The following is a 17,108-nucleotide window of genomic DNA, read 5'->3' as shown; positions in this document are numbered from 1 at the left end:
TCTCCTTATACTGTTTAGAGAATGTGAACTTTGTTGACGATTAATACTTTAGAAGTCCCAAACTTCGAGCACAATGTACAATTTCTTGATCAAAGTAACAATTGTCCTGCTGCTGATCGTCTTTCATCTTTTCACTCTTAATAGAGTGTCATTTGTTCTGTTGTATATTGCCAATAAGATGGCTAAAGCATCTTAATATCGACCTTTTACAAGCTACTTTATTTGAAAAGTAAGCCTGTATTAATAGGAATCAGGTTTGATTTATGAAAGCTTTCCAAGATATGAGCATTATCGAATAAAGCTCTTAGTCTTAGTCTGCTTTCAAGAATCAAGTTGCATTCCTATATTTAGTAGTGTAGGAAATAAAAATTTTAGGGACAATGCACATTTTGTTGTTAAAACTATTAATTATGTTGCAATTCATTGACACTAACATTAGAATGCTGAGTATTAGTCCCAACTTTATTATTAATAAACATTTTGATAAATCTATATTTTTTCTTGATTATTAGAATGGAATAGTTATGATTTTTTCAAGATAATCAACAACAAATATCTTATATCTGCTTTTATCAACGAGAAAGGCGAATCTGACTTTTACCGTTAAGTCATGAAACAACGAATTAACAAGTATTTTACACTATATCTTATTATAATTTTATGAAAATAAATCACGAGAGAATAGGACTATTGGATAGAGGTATAGTAAGCGTTGGCGCAGCCGTCGTAGACATCGCTCCGTCAAGGAGATAACGATAAAATTCAGAAAGGCGAACATGGGGAAAGCCTTGCTCGCCGTAAATGTTCTACTAGTCTAATCAGTTTGTTTGATCAGACTCCTGAGCGTTTAGCTTCATGTGCTGCATCAGGAGGTGTAGTCAACTCTTATATTGCCAGTGACAAATATACCGTCTTTATCATCTCTAAAGTCTATTACATATTTGCCTCCCCGGATACTAGTCCATGTAGTGGTATCTTTACCAACACTGGCTACCTTTCCATTTGAATTATTAGTATTTACATTTCTAATAATTGCAGCAAAGGATGGGTTACTCTTAGCTGATTTGGTGTTGGAAGTGAGTTTGATTGTTCCACCGGGTCGCACATTAAACGCTCGTGAAGTTAGAAAAGTATCAAATTTAACAGTAGACTTGAAGCTACCACCTCCTTCAACAACAGCGGCGGCTTCGGGAGTTAATTCGGTGAATAGTTGTTCATGTTGATCGTCTTTCATCTTTTCTCTCCTATTGAAGTGTTAATTGTTCTGTGTCGTTCCTTGAGGAACTGTGGTTTTGGAAACTTACTGCAAAACTTGTGCACTTAATCTCCACCTTTTACAAGTTACGTTTTGTAAAAGTAACCTTGTATTAATAGGAATCTGGTTTGATTAGTGCAAGCTTTCCAAGATATGAGCATTGTTAGATAAAGCTTTTAGTCTTAGTCTGCTTTCAAGAATCAAGTTGCATTCCTATATTTAGTAGTGTAGGAAATAAAAATTTTAGGGACAATGTACATTTTGTTGTTAAAACTATTAATTATGTTGCAATTGATTGACATTAAAATTAGAACGCTGAGTATTACGCCAAACTTGAGGTGTAGTCCCATGAAACTGGCGAAATTGACGAAAGAAATATCCTTCATACTGGTAGCCGATTGCACAAGCAATCTGATTAACTGGCTGGTTGGTTTCCAGAAGCAAGGCACGCGCAGCTAGCATCCGGCGTTCAAAGATCCAATCATTTACTGTTTTTCCAGTTTTGCGTCGCACTAGATTGGTTAAATAAGCTGCGGAGTAACCAACTGCAACAGCTACGTCACTTAAACCAATCGATTGATAATAATTAGCTTCGATATAATCAAAAACTTTCTTTAGTTGAGGGCAAGTAGGAAAGAGCTGCTGTGGTTCTGATATCCACTGCTTTGAGGTAACGTGTTTTTCCAGTCGAGGAGCGATCGCTTCCAATAATTCTTCTGTAGAATCTAAGGTTGCCTGAAGCAAAGAAAGGGACTTTTCTAATTCTGTCTGTGTCTGCTGATCGGAAGCTTTCTCACAACAAAATTGCTCTTTAGCAGTCGTTAATTCAGCTAAAAGCTTTTGCACTTTTGACTCTAACGCTCTGTTGGTTCTTTGTAAGGCTAAGGAACTCTGCTGGCGTAAGAGAAGCTCGTCGTAGACATCGCTTGTATCACGATCCCAGATATGCGGCAGTGTGACTTGAAAATTGCCTTGTTCTAAAATCCCGTTGCTAGAAACCATACTTCCACAAAACTTATGATTTTGAGTTGCTAGCTATTACTCAGAGAGTTATGTCTGTGTTTTACGCAAGGCATTAGTTTTTGTAAAATTACTTCACAAAACTAATGGCAAAGGCGGGTTACATACTTTTCAGGTGTGGTAAATATCAAAACCTTATCAGGCTTATAGGTTTGAGCAAAACCCTCATAGTCAGCATCTGCGTACAATCTCCCAAGCTCTATGGTGTTCTCAAGAGACTGCACGCTACTGGATTACGATCGCCCAAACAGGACAAGCCCAAAAATGGAGCGATCGCTTGATGGAACGACCTAAAACTGAGCAATACGTCGCTCGCCTGAAAGAATTGGTAAATCATAATCCGCGCCTTGTTGACTATTCATCCGCGCGTGAATTTTTTGCCAAGTCCCGTTCTTGCGCCACTGTCGATAGTAATGATAGACACTCTTCCAGTTGGGAAAGTTATTTGGAAGCAGAGATAGTATTTGCTTGTAGCCAATTTTGATAGAGAGATTCTAATACTTGCTCTCGACTTTCACTGAATTCAACAGGGAACCACTTCTCAATTCTGAGAATGTGATAACCCAGTTTTGTATTTATTGGCCCAATCACCTCGCCTTCTTTTGCTTGAGAAATAGCTTGTACAATCTCTGGTATTAATTCTGAAAGAAAGCGAATACCAACAAACCCACCATTTTGTTTAGACTGTTTACCTTTGGAATACTCTAGTGCTAAAGCACAAAAGGACTCATTTGATTCTTTAATTGCATAAATTATTTTCTTAGCCTCTGTTAAATCGCTGACTAAAATCTGAGATAAGGCTACACGTTGATAATCGTTACGATTACTCAGATAATGACCATCAACAGCATCTCCAAACAGATATTCTTTTAACTTTTTCGTAAGTAATTCTAATCTAGTACCTTTAGACCAATCATCTACAGTAATTCGTTGTTGTTGCAGCCAAGCCAAGGTTTCAGAAACTCCTAGTAATTTATGTTCGAGCCGAAATGCATCTCCGGCTGTTTGCAATTCTTCATCAGTAACAGTTAAGCCAAACTGTTGACAGATATTTAAAATAAATGCATTTCGTTCAGCTAAAACTGCATATTCAGCTATTTTGTGAGAATAGCGCAGGTAAGCAATTATATCTTCATCTGTTGCTAGAGCAATTTCTGGCACGGACACTAATTCTATGTTTTCTAAAGTTTTTGTCATTGTTTTGTTCTCTTGTAAAAGTTGATTTGGATAAAATTATTGCTGTTTAGCTGCGATAAATCAGTTTTTCAGAGGGAATTTCAGAGGTTGTTAGTTGATTGCGATGTAATTCGCCATAAAGATTCATGTATTCAACTTCAGCACTTGTTAGCTTACTTTGCTCAACGCCAGCGATCGCCGCATCAATTTCTTCGCGTTTAGTCAAACCTGTTAAACAAACATCAACACAGTTTTGCGTTAACGAATATCGGTATAAATCAGGAACAGTAGGCCGCCAGCATTTTTCAGGTAAACCAACCGGAGCATCCCAAAGTGCGCCTGAGTGAGAACCTGTAGATTTGAAGGTGACGATACCTGGTCGAGAAGGGTCTTGCGCTTTCAATTGATTAAATATCTGACTCTGAGCAGACCGATGTGCGACATTGTGTCTGACCATCACCACATCTAATAGGTCGTTATGCAAGCATTGTTGCGCCAAATCAATATCATGAAACGAAGCACCAATATAGCGGACGGCTCCCATTTTTTTGAGTCTTTCGGAAGCGCCAAACATTCTTTCAATGGTGCGCTGATAGACGCTATTGCTGCCTCTTAAATCAGGAGAAAGCTGCAAGCAATTCTGTAAAACTGACCGATCGTTAGAACCAATCCAGCCCCAGAACAACACATCAATATAATCAATATTTAACTCTACGAATTGGTCTAATAGAGCGGCTAGCGCCATTTCTGGACTTTTGATATAAGTCACGGTTGCCAGCACCACTTTCTCTCGCACTGAGGAGCCACGTCCACAAAGCTGACGCAATGCTCCAGACATCGGACTGTAAAGATAGTGGTGCAAATCGCTAGAGTAGAAAAAGTAGTTAATTCCACGCTCGAAAGCGTAAAGGGTATCTTCACTAGAGATGCTACCGCCACCACCTAGACCGAGACAACTGACTGTTAAATCAGTCCGCCCTAGTTTGCGGTAAAACGGTAAATCGGACTCTGGGAAATTATTTGTTACATGATTAACTTCGCTGACTGAGGCTACTTTAGGCAATGCAAGATCGGTTAGTTTCATTGGTCTAAAGGGGTATAGATGTCAAGAGAGTTGGCATTTAGGTAAGAATGCTGCCAATCAATCCCTAGAAGAGAGAAGTGCTGATGGATAGCTGCCATCCGACTTTGGGGCGATTCATCACCTGTAGCCCGTGCTTCTAGCAAGCCATTGGCAACAACTTGGCAACGGTTCATCCCAAAACTCTCTACAGCAGCAAATTTGCAATCTGGTTCTTCTGCTAGTGCAAGTCCAGGGGCAAGTAACTTTGTAAACAAGGGTACTTCGGTGCGGAAATGCGATTGGTTTTCTGCATAAACATTTTTTAGCACTTGCCGGATTGCTTCATAATTAGTTTTCTCAAAGTAGAGAACCCCACTGTCATAGCGTCCGTAATCAGAAGGGTTGTATAGTACTTTAAAGGTGAAGGGAATTTTGATTTGATTCAGTTGCCGTGTCAGGCTTTCCATAACAGCGATCGCACCTTCGGGTGTCAAGTTAAAGTAAACTCTAACTATCTGAGGATGAGTATCTGGCCCTGCATCGCTAACAGCCATGTAAAATCCGTTTTGAACTAAATTACGAGGCATACGGATAGCGACTATATTGCCTACAGATGCGGATTGCTCAGTAAGTTGTAAATGGCGATCGCGCTCAATATGCAAAGTCAATCCGCCTTTGGTAACAGCGAGACTCCCATCACTTTCTTGGCGCAGTACAGACCAACCTGGGTCGAAATAGCCTTCGCCAGTGTTGCTTTTATGTAGGCGATCGTAAAACTCTAAGTCTACTCCCAAAAAAGTATTGTTTTCTAGATTCTGATGAAGCGCTAGATCGGGTGAACTTGCATCTTCTGCTAGGGCATCTTTCATAGAACCGTTGTAATAGATACCGTAGAGAAAACTTTGTAGTTGTAGGCTCAGATACTTATTCTGAAGCTCCAAAGGTATTCGTTGAAAACGAATTACTACCTCAGCAGGAATTTCAAAGGCTTTGTAAGCTGGATGGCTAATACAAAAGTCAGGCTTGATTTGAACATTGTTGGCTATGTCTTGCAGAGAATCTAGCACACAAGTTGATAGTGAACTTTGAGGAGAATCTAGTAGTTGCATAATGTTTTAGTTAAACAATAAAAAGGTAGTACCGCTTCGCGCAATTACGAATTACGAATTAGTATGTATGAGTTCAGATTCTGCCACTCCAAAAACAGTCGAGATTGATTGTTCTGGGCGGATCAACAAAGTTTTGGCAACCTGAAGCATACAAATACCCGTATTACCAAAGGATTTTTGGTACTGAAGCATTGCCTGAATTTGTTGAATCAATGCAAGACCAGAAAACTGCACAAGTCGTCTCAAAAAATCAGGGCGATGCTCTAAAATTTCTGGAAAATTACTAAGATAAGCTTGAGTAAGGGCTGCAATAGAAGGCTGAATCATCTCAAGCGGTGTCATCGCTAGGCGCAAGGATTCTTCGATATCGATCGCTTTGCTAACAACCAAACTACCAAGCCAAAATTGTAGATAACTGGCAATGAGCATTCCTAAATCGAATGCAGGATCTCCCCAAGCGCCGCGTTCCCAATCTATCAATCGAATAATACTATGATTCGATTGCTCTGCTTGAGAAATAGTTTGCTCCCAATCGTTGTGCAAGAGAATGTTGTTCAGCTTTAGATCATTGTGCGTTAGACAACAAGCCTCGAAAGCAGTGGCGAGTTCTGCGATCGCTTTTCCCAGGCTATCGTAGCGTTGATAAAGAGCAAAAAATTTCAGACCGTCTGCTGGAACCTGACCGAAAACTTCCGGGCTAATCCGTTCTAGCCCACGAAGAAATTTAGGAGTTTGCTCAATGCCTACACCCTCAGAATTGTGAGAGAAGAATTCCTGATATTCCTGACGGTTGAAAGTAGCGCGATGGATTGTAGCTAGAGTAGCTCCGATTGAAGTTGCGATCGCTGTTGGATAAATATTCTCCTTTGTGTAGAAATTAGCTAGATCGCTATAGTTATTGAGGTAGTTGAAAACAATAACTGAATCATTTGCATTCAAATGAAGTATTTCCGAGAGTAATGGACGAATATAGCTTAGTTCCGAAAATTGTTGTAAAAAATCTTGAATTCGCCATTCATTCAGAAACTCGCCAGCAGTTCTCCCTTCTTGATCGTGACGCTCCTGTTTAACGAGGAGTTTACGACCATCCTGTAAACTCAGTAGCAAATTGAAGTTTTTGGCAACCTTTAGATCAACCTGGTTCAAATCTTTGTCTGACTGAGTACAGAGCTTCTGTTTAAGTAGATACTCGAAAACGTTTTTATAACTTAATATAAGTGTCATAGTTATCCTTGTAATTGAGTATTGGGCGTTGCTGAAGTAGTAATGATTTAGATACTTCAAAAGCTGATTTTATTGTTCCAAAACCATTACTTTTGAGCAACGCCGAATTTTTTACCTATCTCTTACTTTTGCCTGGAGATGCATTACTTAAAAGCTTCATAAGTCAACCATACGTGTGAGGTCACAAGAGCTGATATGATGAGGGTGGCAGAAATTGGGGTAGAACCACCATTGATAATGTCAAGTTCGCCATCACCTACCTCGTTCATGTAGCCTTCAGAATCAGAAAATAGCTCGTAACCAGCAGGACGCAAGTCAGAAATGTTGATAGTAGCCATTGAATTTTTCCTCTTAGATGAAGTTGTTTTGAATTGGATTAGCTGTGTATTGGCTAATCACATTTAAATCTTCGGAGATTCAATCTATAATTTCAAGACTTCAAAAGTTATTTTTTATGCATAATTCAAGGAATTATGTTTTAATTATTCAAACATTTAATATTTAAAAATAAAACTACTTTTCTCTGAAAAATTACAGTGCAGTAGCGCGTCACTACTCCGGATCATCTAATTTGAAACTGAAGCTATGTTTTTTGTTGTAGATGGTGCTGTTTTTAGTTTGTCACACCACCAAAGCCTGAAAAGCCACACTTTTGACCGTTCATCTGATTCTTGTAAAGCTTTGTAACGAGTTGTGGAATTCCCAGAGTTTTGATTCAGAGAAGTAACAGAGGTTCTCAAGGATGATCCAGATTGATTTCTATCTGGGCATTGCAAGTTATACCAGGAGGAATTGCTGTGAATATGCAAGGTTTATACTTAACAGCGTTTCAGCGCAAGCTTCTGTTGAAAAGCCTAGAAGCAGATTTACGTCCAGAATACCGCCGTCGTATTGAAATCATATTATTGGCAGATGCAGGCCAATCTCAGACTCAAATCTGTGAAGCGTTAGGATGCTCTCAGGAGACGGCACGGCACTGGATTACGATCGCCCAAACAGGTCAAGCTCATCATTGGAGCGATCGCCCAATGGGTCGTCCCAAAGCTGTGAATGAGCAATATCTGGCTCGTTTGCAAGAACTAGCAAGCCATAGTCCGCGTGAGTATGGCTATTCATTTGAGCGGTGGACAGGCCAATGGTTAAGCAAGCATCTGGCAAAAGAACTGGGAATTAAGGTTAGCAGTTGCCACATTAACCGCTTGCTCAAAGAGATGGGACTTTCAACTCGACAGACACGCAAAACTGCCGAGAAAGAAACTAATAACACAAAAAATCCTCGGATTACTATAAACAACCTGCTACCAAATGCAGAGCCTGATTTTCGGTGGTCATTGAATTTCGCTACAACAAGTAACTAATTCTGCCATTAAACTCCCAACAAATCATGGTTCAGAACAAAACAGAATTTTCCACTCAACAGCTTGCCCAAACTCTGGGTCAGACTCTTTCAGAACAGGAATTTTCAGACTGCATCAAACAAATTGAAATTCTCCAGCCTAGTGCAGGCAAACTGTTCTGGCAAACAGCAGATGCAAACGTAGGTATTTATCTAATTTTGGCAGGTAAAGTCAGATTGCTCGATCGCACCGATAATTTAATCGCTTCTGTAGGTGCGGGAACATCATTTGCTCAACTAACGCTATTTCCAGAGGAGGAATTTCAACCTTACACTGCTAGGGCTTCGGTAAATCTCAAAGTTTGCTATATTCCAGGAAATTGTTTGCGATCGCTCATCCGCAAGTATCCCTCTATTGGGCAGCATCTTCACCGTCAAGCTGTACTTTGGGATTTACTGCTGTTATGTCGCCAAAATGCGGCGCTGAATAATGCTGCTTACGAAGGTGTAATGCAAATACAACCATTGCTAGAGCAGCACAATCTCCAAATTAACAAACTTCCATCTTCTTTACTCAAAGACCAACAACTTTGGATACTGCGTCGCGGCGAACTACTGCACACATCAGGACTCAAACTCACTGCTGGCAATATTTACGCCTTATCTGAGTTACCTAAAGAACGTGGTTGGCAAGTAACTCAACCAACGCAACTATACAGCCTCAGCTGTTCGCATTGGGAAACAGCACAGCAATATGTGCCACAACTGGCTGAACTTGATGCTAACCCATCAGCCAATAACCACCCAGTAACAGCGTCTGAGCCTGTTATATTTCCTCAATTTACTGTTGAGCCAAAAAACCAGTTCCAGAAAAAAATTAATAAAGCCTATTTCCCTAGCCCAACTGTAAAAATCGGTCATTTATGGCAACGCATTACTCGACGCTATCCTTTTTTTGAACAACAAAGTGCATCTGATTGCGGTGCGGCTTGCTTAGTGATGGTTGGTCTTTACTGGGGTAAGCGTTTTAGCGTCAATCGGCTGCGAGACATTGCCAACGTCGATCGGGATGGGTCATCGCTGCGAGGTTTAGCAGCAGCAGCAGAAAGCATCGGGTTTTCGACTCGACCTGTAAAAGCCAGCCTTGATAAACTTGCCCAGCAAAGTTTGCCTGCAATTGTGCATTGGGAAGGCAAACATTATATTGTCGTCTACGAAGTCAGAGGCGATCGCGTTATCGTTGGAGATCCTGCTATTGGTCAGCGTACCCTCACTTATGCAGAATTTAAAGCAGGTTGGACTGGCTATACTTTATTACTCCAACCCACAGCCTTACTCAAAGAGACAAAAGAAGCTAGTACTGCTTTCTGGCAGTTTTTTGAATTAACTAAACCTCACTGGCTGGTGTTGTTGGAAGTATTTATTGCTTCCATCCTCATTCAAATTTTTGGCCTGATTACACCCCTATTTACGCAATTATTGTTAGACCGAGTAGTTGTGCAGCGCAGTGACCTAACATTAACGGCTGTAGGCATCGGCTTGGTAATCTTTAGCCTTTTTAGAGTTGCCATAACTGGACTGCGGCAATACCTTCTAGACCACACAGCTAACCGAGTCGATCTAGCCTTGATTGTGGGTTTTATTAGTCATACCTTCCGTTTACCTCTGAACTATTTCGAGTCCCGTTACGTTGGCGATATTATTTCCCGCGTGCAGGAAAATCGCAAAATTCAACGTTTTTTAACTGGTGAAGCCCTATCTATCTTCCTCGATTTACTAACAGTATTTGTCTATGTAGGATTGATGTTTTGGTATAGCTGGAAGATGGCATTAATGACCTTAGTAATTGTGCCACCATTCGTATTATTGGCGCTGATTGCTACACCTTTCTTACAGCGTGTTTCCCGCGAGATTTTTGGCGCACATAATGAAGAAACTGGGTATTTGATCCAGTCTCTCACTGGTATCCGCACGATTAAGTCTATGGCTGTTGAGCAAACAGTCCGCTGGCATTGGGAAGAACTTTTTGGTAAATCAGTGAAAAAAACTTTTTCTGGGCAGGTAATTGGCAATACACTGCAAATATTTAGCTCTGGTATTGAAGCTGTAGTCACCACAGTTTTACTGTGGTTTGGGGCATGGCAAGTGATTCAGAATGAACTCACAATTGGGCAACTGATTGCTTTTAATATGTTGCTGGGTAATGTTATTAATCCCTTCCAAAGGCTGATTTTGCTATGGAATGAATTGCAAGAGGTGCTAATTGCCGTTGAACGCATCAATGATGTGATTGACGCTGAACCAGAAGAAGATTTACAACACCAGTCTCATCAATCTTTACCGCCAATTCGCGGTTATATTTGCTTTGACAAAGTTACTTTTCGTTATCATCCAGAAAGTGATAGAAACACCTTAGAAAACATCAGTTTTGAGGTGCAACCAGGGCAAACGATCGCACTTGTAGGGCGCAGTGGTTCGGGAAAAACGACCATTTCCAAGTTGGTATTGGGGCTGTATCCTCCCACAGAAGGGAAAATTTTGATTGACGGCTATGATATTACTAGTTTGTCATTGCGATCGCTCCGTTCTCAAATTGGTGTCGTTGACCAAGATACTTTTCTCTTTGGTGGTACGATTCGGGAAAATATTAGTTTAGGTTATCCCGAAGCAACTTTAGAAGAGGTCATAGAAGCAGCGCAACAAGCGGGAGCGCATGAATTTATTAAAGAATTACCGATGGGCTATGAAACACAAATCGGTGAGGGAGGAGGAACCCTGTCTGGTGGACAAAGACAACGGCTAGCGATCGCTCGCGCCCTTGTCGGAAATCCCCAACTGCTGATTTTAGATGAAGCCACCAGCAGTCTTGACGCTGAATCTGAACGTATCATCCAGACTAACCTCAACAAAATTCTTCAAGATAGAACAACGCTGGTGATTGCTCATCGCCTTTCAACAGTACGCAATGCTGACAAAATTTTGGTGCTAGATAGAGGTCTTTTGGTTGAATGTGGAACTCACGATCAATTAATGGCTAAACGCGGTCACTACTTTTACCTGAATCAACAGCAACTTACCATAGCAGTTTGAACTAAAAGCCTCTTCATTTTTCGTTCTTTAGTTTTGCTAGAAACCAGAAAAATCCAATATTTGAAATCCAAAACTGTATTACCAATTATGCCAAATGAATTTACTACCCAAGAGCAGTTCAGTCAGAACGGTCACTACCCTAATAATCAACTAGACTTGAAAGAATCCAAAAAAACACTATCATCACAAGAGCGAAAATCCTATGCACCTTTGGGTGAAGACTGGTCTTCTTTAACAAAAGAACTGATTGATACCTTACCACGGATTTGGACACGCGGCTTGTTGTATTGGCTAGTAGTATTTGCTGCGATCGTCTTACCTTGGGCAATGCTATCCAAAGTAGACGAAACAGGTAGCGCCAGAGGACGACTTGAACCCCAAGGGAGAACTGTGAGATTAGATGCACCTGTTACCGGAAAAGTTACAGCCATCAAGGTAAAAGAAGGTCAAACTGTACTTTCCGGGCAAACTTTACTGGAATTAGAATCAGAATTAACTCGTACTGAACTGCAACAAACTCAGGCAAAACTTGAAGGTCAACAAAATCGAGTTAATCAGCTTCAGCTATTAAAAAATCAACTGGAAATGTCTTTACGTACTCAGCAATTGCAAAATCAAGCTCAAGAATCTGAGCAACTTGCTCAACTTGACCAAATACATCAAAAATTTAATTCTAGTAAACAAGTATATGCCCTAGAATTTGGTCGCCTTAAGCTAGCTAAAAATGAGGTACAACGTTATCAATATCTTTTGCAAAAGGGCGCTATTTCCAAAAGTAAATTAGAAGAAATAGAAGGTGCAATGTTTGAGCGTCAAAGACTGCTAGAACAAGCTCAATCAGATATTCAACAGGCCAACACCGAGATTGCTAAACAGCAAAGTACCAATCAACGTATTAGACGCACAGGTGAACTTACAGTTTTGGATAGTCACAAACAACTCAAAGAACTCCAAGCTCAAGTTGTAGATTTACAATCAGAAATTTCTCAAACTAAAAAGCAAATTCATTCTTTACAATTCCAATTACAACAGCAAACACTCCGCGCTCCGATTGCTGGCACAATTTTCCAGTTGTCTATCAATAACGCCGGGACAGTAGTACAACCAGGGCAGATGGTTACTCAGATTGCACCTAATGGAGTACCTCTGATATTCAGAGCGCAGATGCCTAGTCAAGAAAGTGGCTTTTTGCGTGTAGGAATGCCAGTTAAACTTAAATTTGATGCTTATCCTTTCCAAGATTATGGAGTGATAGAAGGCAAACTCCACTGGATTTCACCAGACTCCAAAGTTGTGGAAACTGCTCAAGGTAACATAGAAAATTTTGAATTAGAAATTGCAGTGCCGCAGACTTATATTCAAAGTGGAAACAAACGTATTGCTTTAACGCCTGGTCAAACAGCAACTGCTGAGGTAATTGTTCGGCAGCGCCGTATTGTTGATTTTGTGTTAGACCCGTTTAAAAAGTTGCAAAAAGGTGGTTTGAAACTCTAAAAATCAAGAACTATCAAAAAGTTTATCTTTTCTATTTCATTTCGATCGTTAAGAAGTTTTACTATGTTAGAAGTGGCAACTGTTTCTCTCGAAGAAATTATCAACCAAGTCAAGATTTCATGTCAAATTCCTTCTGTGATTGAAGGTATTCTTACTCGCAAGATTATTTCACATACGGTACAAGAAGTTAATATTAAAGTTGAGCCAGAAGAACTACAGCAAGCGGCAGATAACTTGCGTTTGATGAACAATTTGACTGGTGCTGATGCTACTTGGTCATGGCTACAGAGACACAGTTTATCTCTAGACGAGTTTGAAGAATTAGTTTATTACACAGTAATTTCCTCAAAATTAGCTCAATATCTGTTTGTAGATAAAGTTGAATCTTTTTTTGTAGAACATCAGATTGATTATGCCCAGATAGTTATGTATGAAATCGTTTTAGATGATTTTGATTTGGCTATGGAACTGTTTTACGCATTGGGTGAAGGTGAGATAAGTTTTCATGAAATTGCTCATCAATATATTCAAGATACAGAACTACGCAGAAAAGGAGGATATCGAGGGATATTAAGCCGTGCAGATTTGAAACCAGAAATTTCTGCTGCTGTCTTTGCGGCAACTCCACCGCAAGTTGTCAAACCAATATTGACATCCATTGGGGCACATCTAATTTTGGTTGAGGAAATTATTGAGCCACAATTGGACGAGATGTTGCGCTTAAAAATTCTCTCAAACTTGTTTTCTGAATGGCTAAAGCGTAAAATTTTGGATCTAAATTTTACCCTATAATTGGTAAGCTTGCAGTATTTTATCCTAAAAAGCTTATAATAGCTGTATTACAAAAGTTCTGGATTAGCACAGTAGAATATGACATTGAAAAACACTTTTGGTGAATATAGTTTTGTCACCAAACTAGACGTTACTAATCTCGAAGCTAGTGCCGAGTGGTACAAGTCCAAGCTTGGGTTAGTTCCTGAAGAAAAATATGACACACCTAGCTGGAGACAGTTTAGTTTTCCTGATATTCCACGCTTTGCAATCGGATTGAACTTGAGTAACTCAGTTGAACCAGGTAATACTGTCAGTACCTTTGTTGTCAATGATATAGTTACTGCTCGTCAAAGCCTGACTGAAAAAGGAGTCTCAGTTGGGCCAATTACAGATGTTGGTCATGGAGTGCAATTATCCACTTTCAAGGATATTGACGGAAATTTGTTAGGGCTTAGGCAAAATCCGCAGTCTTAACCTGGATTTACACCTAAATCGGGGAATTAGGCAGGGATATGATTTCATTTGCAATTTAACCTAACTGTCTTAGTGGGGATTAGCCTAAAAAAGCTTGTAAAACGAATCTTGACTCAAGATTTCCCACCAACTCCCCACTTATGACTCCAATAGTCCACATCAGCAGAACTTTTGGCAGTAAGAGAGAAAATCGATTGGCTACGCTTTGCTTTAAGAGCGATCGCTTCGCTACTTTCTCCATCCCCAGATTTCCTTTTTCTCCTACTTGCCAATTCATCAGTTGTCAAGGTGAGCAGTCCGTTGCGGAGGTTCCCTTTGTTGTAGGAACTGCGAACCCGGAGGGTTGAGAATCTTGCGGATAATCCTTCAATCCCTTGCGGGGTATAGTTTCTAGCCAACGAATCCCACTTCTACATAGCCTTCCGTTCCATTAACCCGAATTCTCTGTCCGTCTTCGATCAGCTTGGTAGCATTTTCTACTCCAACAACTGCACTTATGCCATATTCACGTGCGATAACTGCTCCATGTGTCATCAGTCCACCAACTTCGGTGACTAGGCCTTTTATGGATACAAACAATGGTGTCCAGCTAGGGTCAGTAAAGGAGGTGACTAATATATCTCCATCTTCTAGCTCGGCATCTTCCATGTTTAAGATGACACGCGCTCGTCCCTCTATAACTCCGGAGGAAACAGGTAGACCTACAATAGCTTCGGCAGGGAGATTTTCTCGTTTGTACCGACCTGCAATGATTTCACCATCAGACGTGATAACACGGGGGGGAGTTAGTTTTTCATATAATTTGTACTCATCTTTTCGTTTGCCGATAATCTGGTAATCAAGTTTATTTGTGCGTATGACTGAGCGAAGTTCTTCAAAAGTGAGATAGTATATATCTTCTTTTTCATGAATAACGCCCGCTTGTATGAGTTGTTCGGCTTCTTTGAGTAAAGCTTTCTTATAAACGAAGTAGCGATTAATCATGCCGTATTTTGGATATTCACGATAACCGATGAAATTCCGAATTAGACCGATCGTTCGTTTTGTCTCTTCGGCCTTTTGTTCGCCATCCGGTAATTGCTTCAATCGATCTAATAACTCTTGTTCTTTTTTCAAAGCTGACTGTCGTCCTTGCTCAAATTTCCGCTTGCTAGCATTAGGCTCAAAGTTTTTGATGTTACTGAGAATCAGGGGGATAAGTGTAGTTGGTTTTTCACTCCAACGAGTTTTAGTAATATCGATTTCTCCGGCACATCGCATTCCGTATTTGTTGAGATAAGCATAGATAGCGTCTTGGGTTTCCTTTCCCCCATTAAACTTAACCAGTTCATCCAAAAAGCTATCATCTTTTATATGTTGTAAATAATCAATTACTTCAGGATAAGGACGAATTACATCTGCGACATCCAATAGTTCCAGACCCATAGATGAAGTAATATTGTTGGGTACAGATTGAGAAAGCGTGTCTGCTACGTTTTTTTCATCTAACCACTCCTGCATTTTTTCATTGATCCATGATGAAGCATTCATAGCAGTCATAATCACACCAAAACTTTGTGGATCGGATAAACTCTTCTTTAATTTCTGGGTGTCTTCTTGAATAAAATCAATTAGATCCAATCCTGATTTCGTTTGGATGTGATGTTTTAAATCGTCTATCGATACTTGATTACTCTTAATTAAATCAGAAACGATTGTCGGATCGTATTCGTTTAGTGTTTGAAAATCCGCAGGCGATGGAGATTTATTGCTTTTACCGGGACTTAGTTCTTTTTGATCGTCTGGTAACGATTCAATGAAATCTCCTCGCTCTATGATAGTCATCAGTGCGTCTTTTATGAGCGGTTCGGATTTTCCCAACACATCTACTAGAATTTTTCTTCTAACAGGTGAAGCCAGATCGGGTGTGATATCAACAAACAACCTTCCACCAGCTTTATACATGGGTCGAGCAGCTATTAATTGAAATAAAGACAATCCCAATGGTTTAATGGGGTCGGTCATCATTTGTTGATGACCAACAGATACATAAACGTGATTTTCGCGATCGCTCGCTTCCGGGATCGGATATAAAGTCGTGATGGGGCGACTCTGGACAATATAAAATGTATCATCAACCAAACACCATTCGATGTCCTGGGGGCGGCCGAAATGTTCTTCAATCTTCCTACCGATGCGCTCAAGCTGCAAAATCTGCTCATCCGTCAGCGCTTGCCTATTCTGTCTGTGTTGTTCAATTTCCTGTAATTTCGTACCGCCATCTTTTAAGGCATAAATAGCCAGTTTCTTGGTGGATATCTTCTTATCAATAACCTGACCGTTACAAACTTTATAGATATCAGCATTCACCAGACCTCTGACCAAAGCTTCACCAAGTCCGAAGCTGGCATCAATGGATAACACCTTCCGATTAGAAGTGACGGGATCGGCAGTAAACAAAATTCCTGCCACCTGCGGTAATACCATCTTCTGAACAACCACAGACAGGTAAACTTTACGGTGGTCGAAGCCGTTTTGGAGGCGATAAATTACTGCTCTCTCGGTAAATAGCGATGCCCAGCACTTGCTGATATGCTGAGAGATTGCCTCCTTTGAGATAATGTTCAAATACGTATCCTGCTGGCCTGCAAAAGAGGCTGTCGGTAAATCCTCAGCAGTTGCGCTGGATCGTACTGCATAGGCATTTTTTTCATCAAACCTGGAGAGGAGGCGGGCGATCTCTTCATTAATATCTTGAGGAATGGTTATACCTTCAATGAAAGAGCGAATCTCACCGCTAAGTTCACCAATTTTATGCCGGTCTTCCATCAATAGATGCGATAACTGTTCGAGTAATTCATTAATCGATGGCATTTCCCCAATGATTCTTTTAAAAGCTTCAGTAGAAATACAAAAGCCATCCGGTACGTGGATTCCCTCAATCCTGGATAGTTCCCCCAGGTTAGCAGCTTTGCCCCCAACAACCTTGAGTTTTGTTTTATCAATATCTTGAAAACAAAGCACAAATGAACTCATCAGTTTCCTTCCTTTGGCAATTCATACTTTGGTAATTTTAACTGCATCACAACCGATCGACTCTCGACGGTCGGTGTA

The 17,108-nt window shown here is 40.4% G+C and carries 16 protein-coding genes; 6 read left to right on the top strand and 10 right to left on the bottom strand.

Going from position 1 to position 17,108, the window contains the following annotated elements; translation table 11 throughout:
* Positions 1–865 precede the first annotated feature (865 nt).
* A complete protein-coding gene (locus RMZ42_RS03540; protein ID WP_322670104.1) occupies positions 866–1,234 on the bottom strand; it encodes a hypothetical protein in 369 nt (122 codons plus the stop codon).
* A gap of 297 nt (positions 1,235–1,531) precedes the next feature.
* Positions 1,532–2,257 carry an AraC family transcriptional regulator gene (locus tag RMZ42_RS03535; RefSeq protein ID WP_322670103.1) on the bottom strand — a complete coding sequence of 242 codons (726 nt, stop codon included), beginning with the start codon at positions 2,255–2,257 and terminating at the stop codon, positions 1,532–1,534.
* A 170-nt stretch (positions 2,258–2,427) separates the two neighbouring features.
* Here RMZ42_RS03535 and RMZ42_RS03530 point away from each other — a divergent pair, with 170 nt between their 5' ends.
* The gene (locus RMZ42_RS03530; protein ID WP_322670102.1) at positions 2,428–2,556 is read left to right on the top strand and encodes a hypothetical protein; all 129 of its coding nucleotides are present in this window, start codon (positions 2,428–2,430) and stop codon (positions 2,554–2,556) included.
* Positions 2,557–2,565: 9 nt separating this feature from the next.
* Here the strand turns inward: RMZ42_RS03530 and RMZ42_RS03525 are convergent, their stop codons facing one another.
* The 6 genes from RMZ42_RS03525 to RMZ42_RS03500 form a co-directional block, all read right to left on the bottom strand.
* Positions 2,566–2,730, bottom strand: coding sequence for a transposase (locus RMZ42_RS03525; protein ID WP_322670184.1), 165 nt, complete (start codon positions 2,728–2,730; stop codon positions 2,566–2,568).
* Positions 2,717–3,472, bottom strand: a complete 756-nt coding sequence (locus tag RMZ42_RS03520; RefSeq protein ID WP_322670101.1) for a peptidylprolyl isomerase — start codon at positions 3,470–3,472, stop codon at positions 2,717–2,719. Before RMZ42_RS03520 ends, RMZ42_RS03525 begins: the two co-directional genes overlap by 14 nt.
* 46 nt (positions 3,473–3,518) lie before the next feature.
* Complete coding sequence (locus RMZ42_RS03515; RefSeq protein ID WP_322670100.1) at positions 3,519–4,535, bottom strand: aldo/keto reductase; 1,017 nt, start codon at positions 4,533–4,535, stop codon at positions 3,519–3,521.
* Positions 4,532–5,623, bottom strand: a complete 1,092-nt coding sequence (locus RMZ42_RS03510) for a T3SS effector HopA1 family protein (protein WP_322670099.1) — start codon at positions 5,621–5,623, stop codon at positions 4,532–4,534. The genes RMZ42_RS03515 and RMZ42_RS03510 overlap by 4 nt, the downstream gene beginning before the upstream one ends.
* Positions 5,624–5,674: 51 nt before the next feature.
* Positions 5,675–6,847 carry an aminoglycoside phosphotransferase family protein gene (locus RMZ42_RS03505; protein ID WP_322670098.1) on the bottom strand — a complete coding sequence of 391 codons (1,173 nt, stop codon included), beginning with the start codon at positions 6,845–6,847 and terminating at the stop codon, positions 5,675–5,677.
* A gap of 143 nt (positions 6,848–6,990) precedes the next feature.
* Positions 6,991–7,185: a hypothetical protein gene (locus tag RMZ42_RS03500; protein ID WP_322670097.1), complete on the bottom strand. Its 195-nt coding sequence runs from the start codon at positions 7,183–7,185 to the stop codon at positions 6,991–6,993.
* Positions 7,186–7,650: 465 nt separating this feature from the next.
* On the opposite strand from RMZ42_RS03500, the gene RMZ42_RS03495 reads away from it, so the two are divergent.
* From RMZ42_RS03495 to RMZ42_RS03475, 5 genes are all read left to right on the top strand, one after another.
* Complete coding sequence (locus tag RMZ42_RS03495; RefSeq protein ID WP_322670183.1) at positions 7,651–8,205, top strand: helix-turn-helix domain-containing protein; 555 nt, start codon at positions 7,651–7,653, stop codon at positions 8,203–8,205.
* A 26-nt stretch (positions 8,206–8,231) separates the two neighbouring features.
* On the top strand, positions 8,232–11,273 hold the full coding sequence (locus RMZ42_RS03490) for a peptidase domain-containing ABC transporter (protein WP_322670096.1): 3,042 nt from the start codon (positions 8,232–8,234) through the stop codon (positions 11,271–11,273).
* 60 nt (positions 11,274–11,333) lie between these two features.
* Positions 11,334–12,767 (top strand): HlyD family secretion protein, encoded by a 1,434-nt coding sequence (locus RMZ42_RS03485; protein ID WP_322670095.1) that lies wholly within the window; start codon positions 11,334–11,336, stop codon positions 12,765–12,767.
* Between the two features lie 63 nt (positions 12,768–12,830).
* Positions 12,831–13,559: a peptidylprolyl isomerase gene (locus RMZ42_RS03480; protein ID WP_322670094.1), complete on the top strand. Its 729-nt coding sequence runs from the start codon at positions 12,831–12,833 to the stop codon at positions 13,557–13,559.
* Positions 13,560–13,637: 78 nt separating this feature from the next.
* A complete protein-coding gene (locus RMZ42_RS03475; RefSeq protein ID WP_099099723.1) occupies positions 13,638–14,015 on the top strand; it encodes a VOC family protein in 378 nt (125 codons plus the stop codon).
* 113 nt (positions 14,016–14,128) lie between these two features.
* Here the strand turns inward: RMZ42_RS03475 and RMZ42_RS03470 are convergent, their stop codons facing one another.
* Together RMZ42_RS03470 and ppsA are read right to left on the bottom strand one after the other, a co-directional pair.
* Positions 14,129–14,413 carry a hypothetical protein gene (locus RMZ42_RS03470; RefSeq protein WP_322670093.1) on the bottom strand — a complete coding sequence of 95 codons (285 nt, stop codon included), beginning with the start codon at positions 14,411–14,413 and terminating at the stop codon, positions 14,129–14,131.
* Positions 14,406–17,030, bottom strand: a complete 2,625-nt coding sequence (gene ppsA, locus RMZ42_RS03465; RefSeq protein ID WP_322670092.1) for a phosphoenolpyruvate synthase — start codon at positions 17,028–17,030, stop codon at positions 14,406–14,408. The genes RMZ42_RS03470 and ppsA overlap by 8 nt, the downstream gene beginning before the upstream one ends.
* Positions 17,031–17,108 lie beyond the last annotated feature (78 nt).

Source organism: Nostoc sp. DedQUE05 (genome assembly GCF_034530955.1).
Classification (GTDB): Bacteria; Cyanobacteriota; Cyanobacteriia; order Cyanobacteriales; family Nostocaceae; genus Nostoc.
The sequence above is the reverse complement of the archived record's forward strand: the minus strand, read 5'-3'. Positions and strand labels throughout refer to the sequence as shown.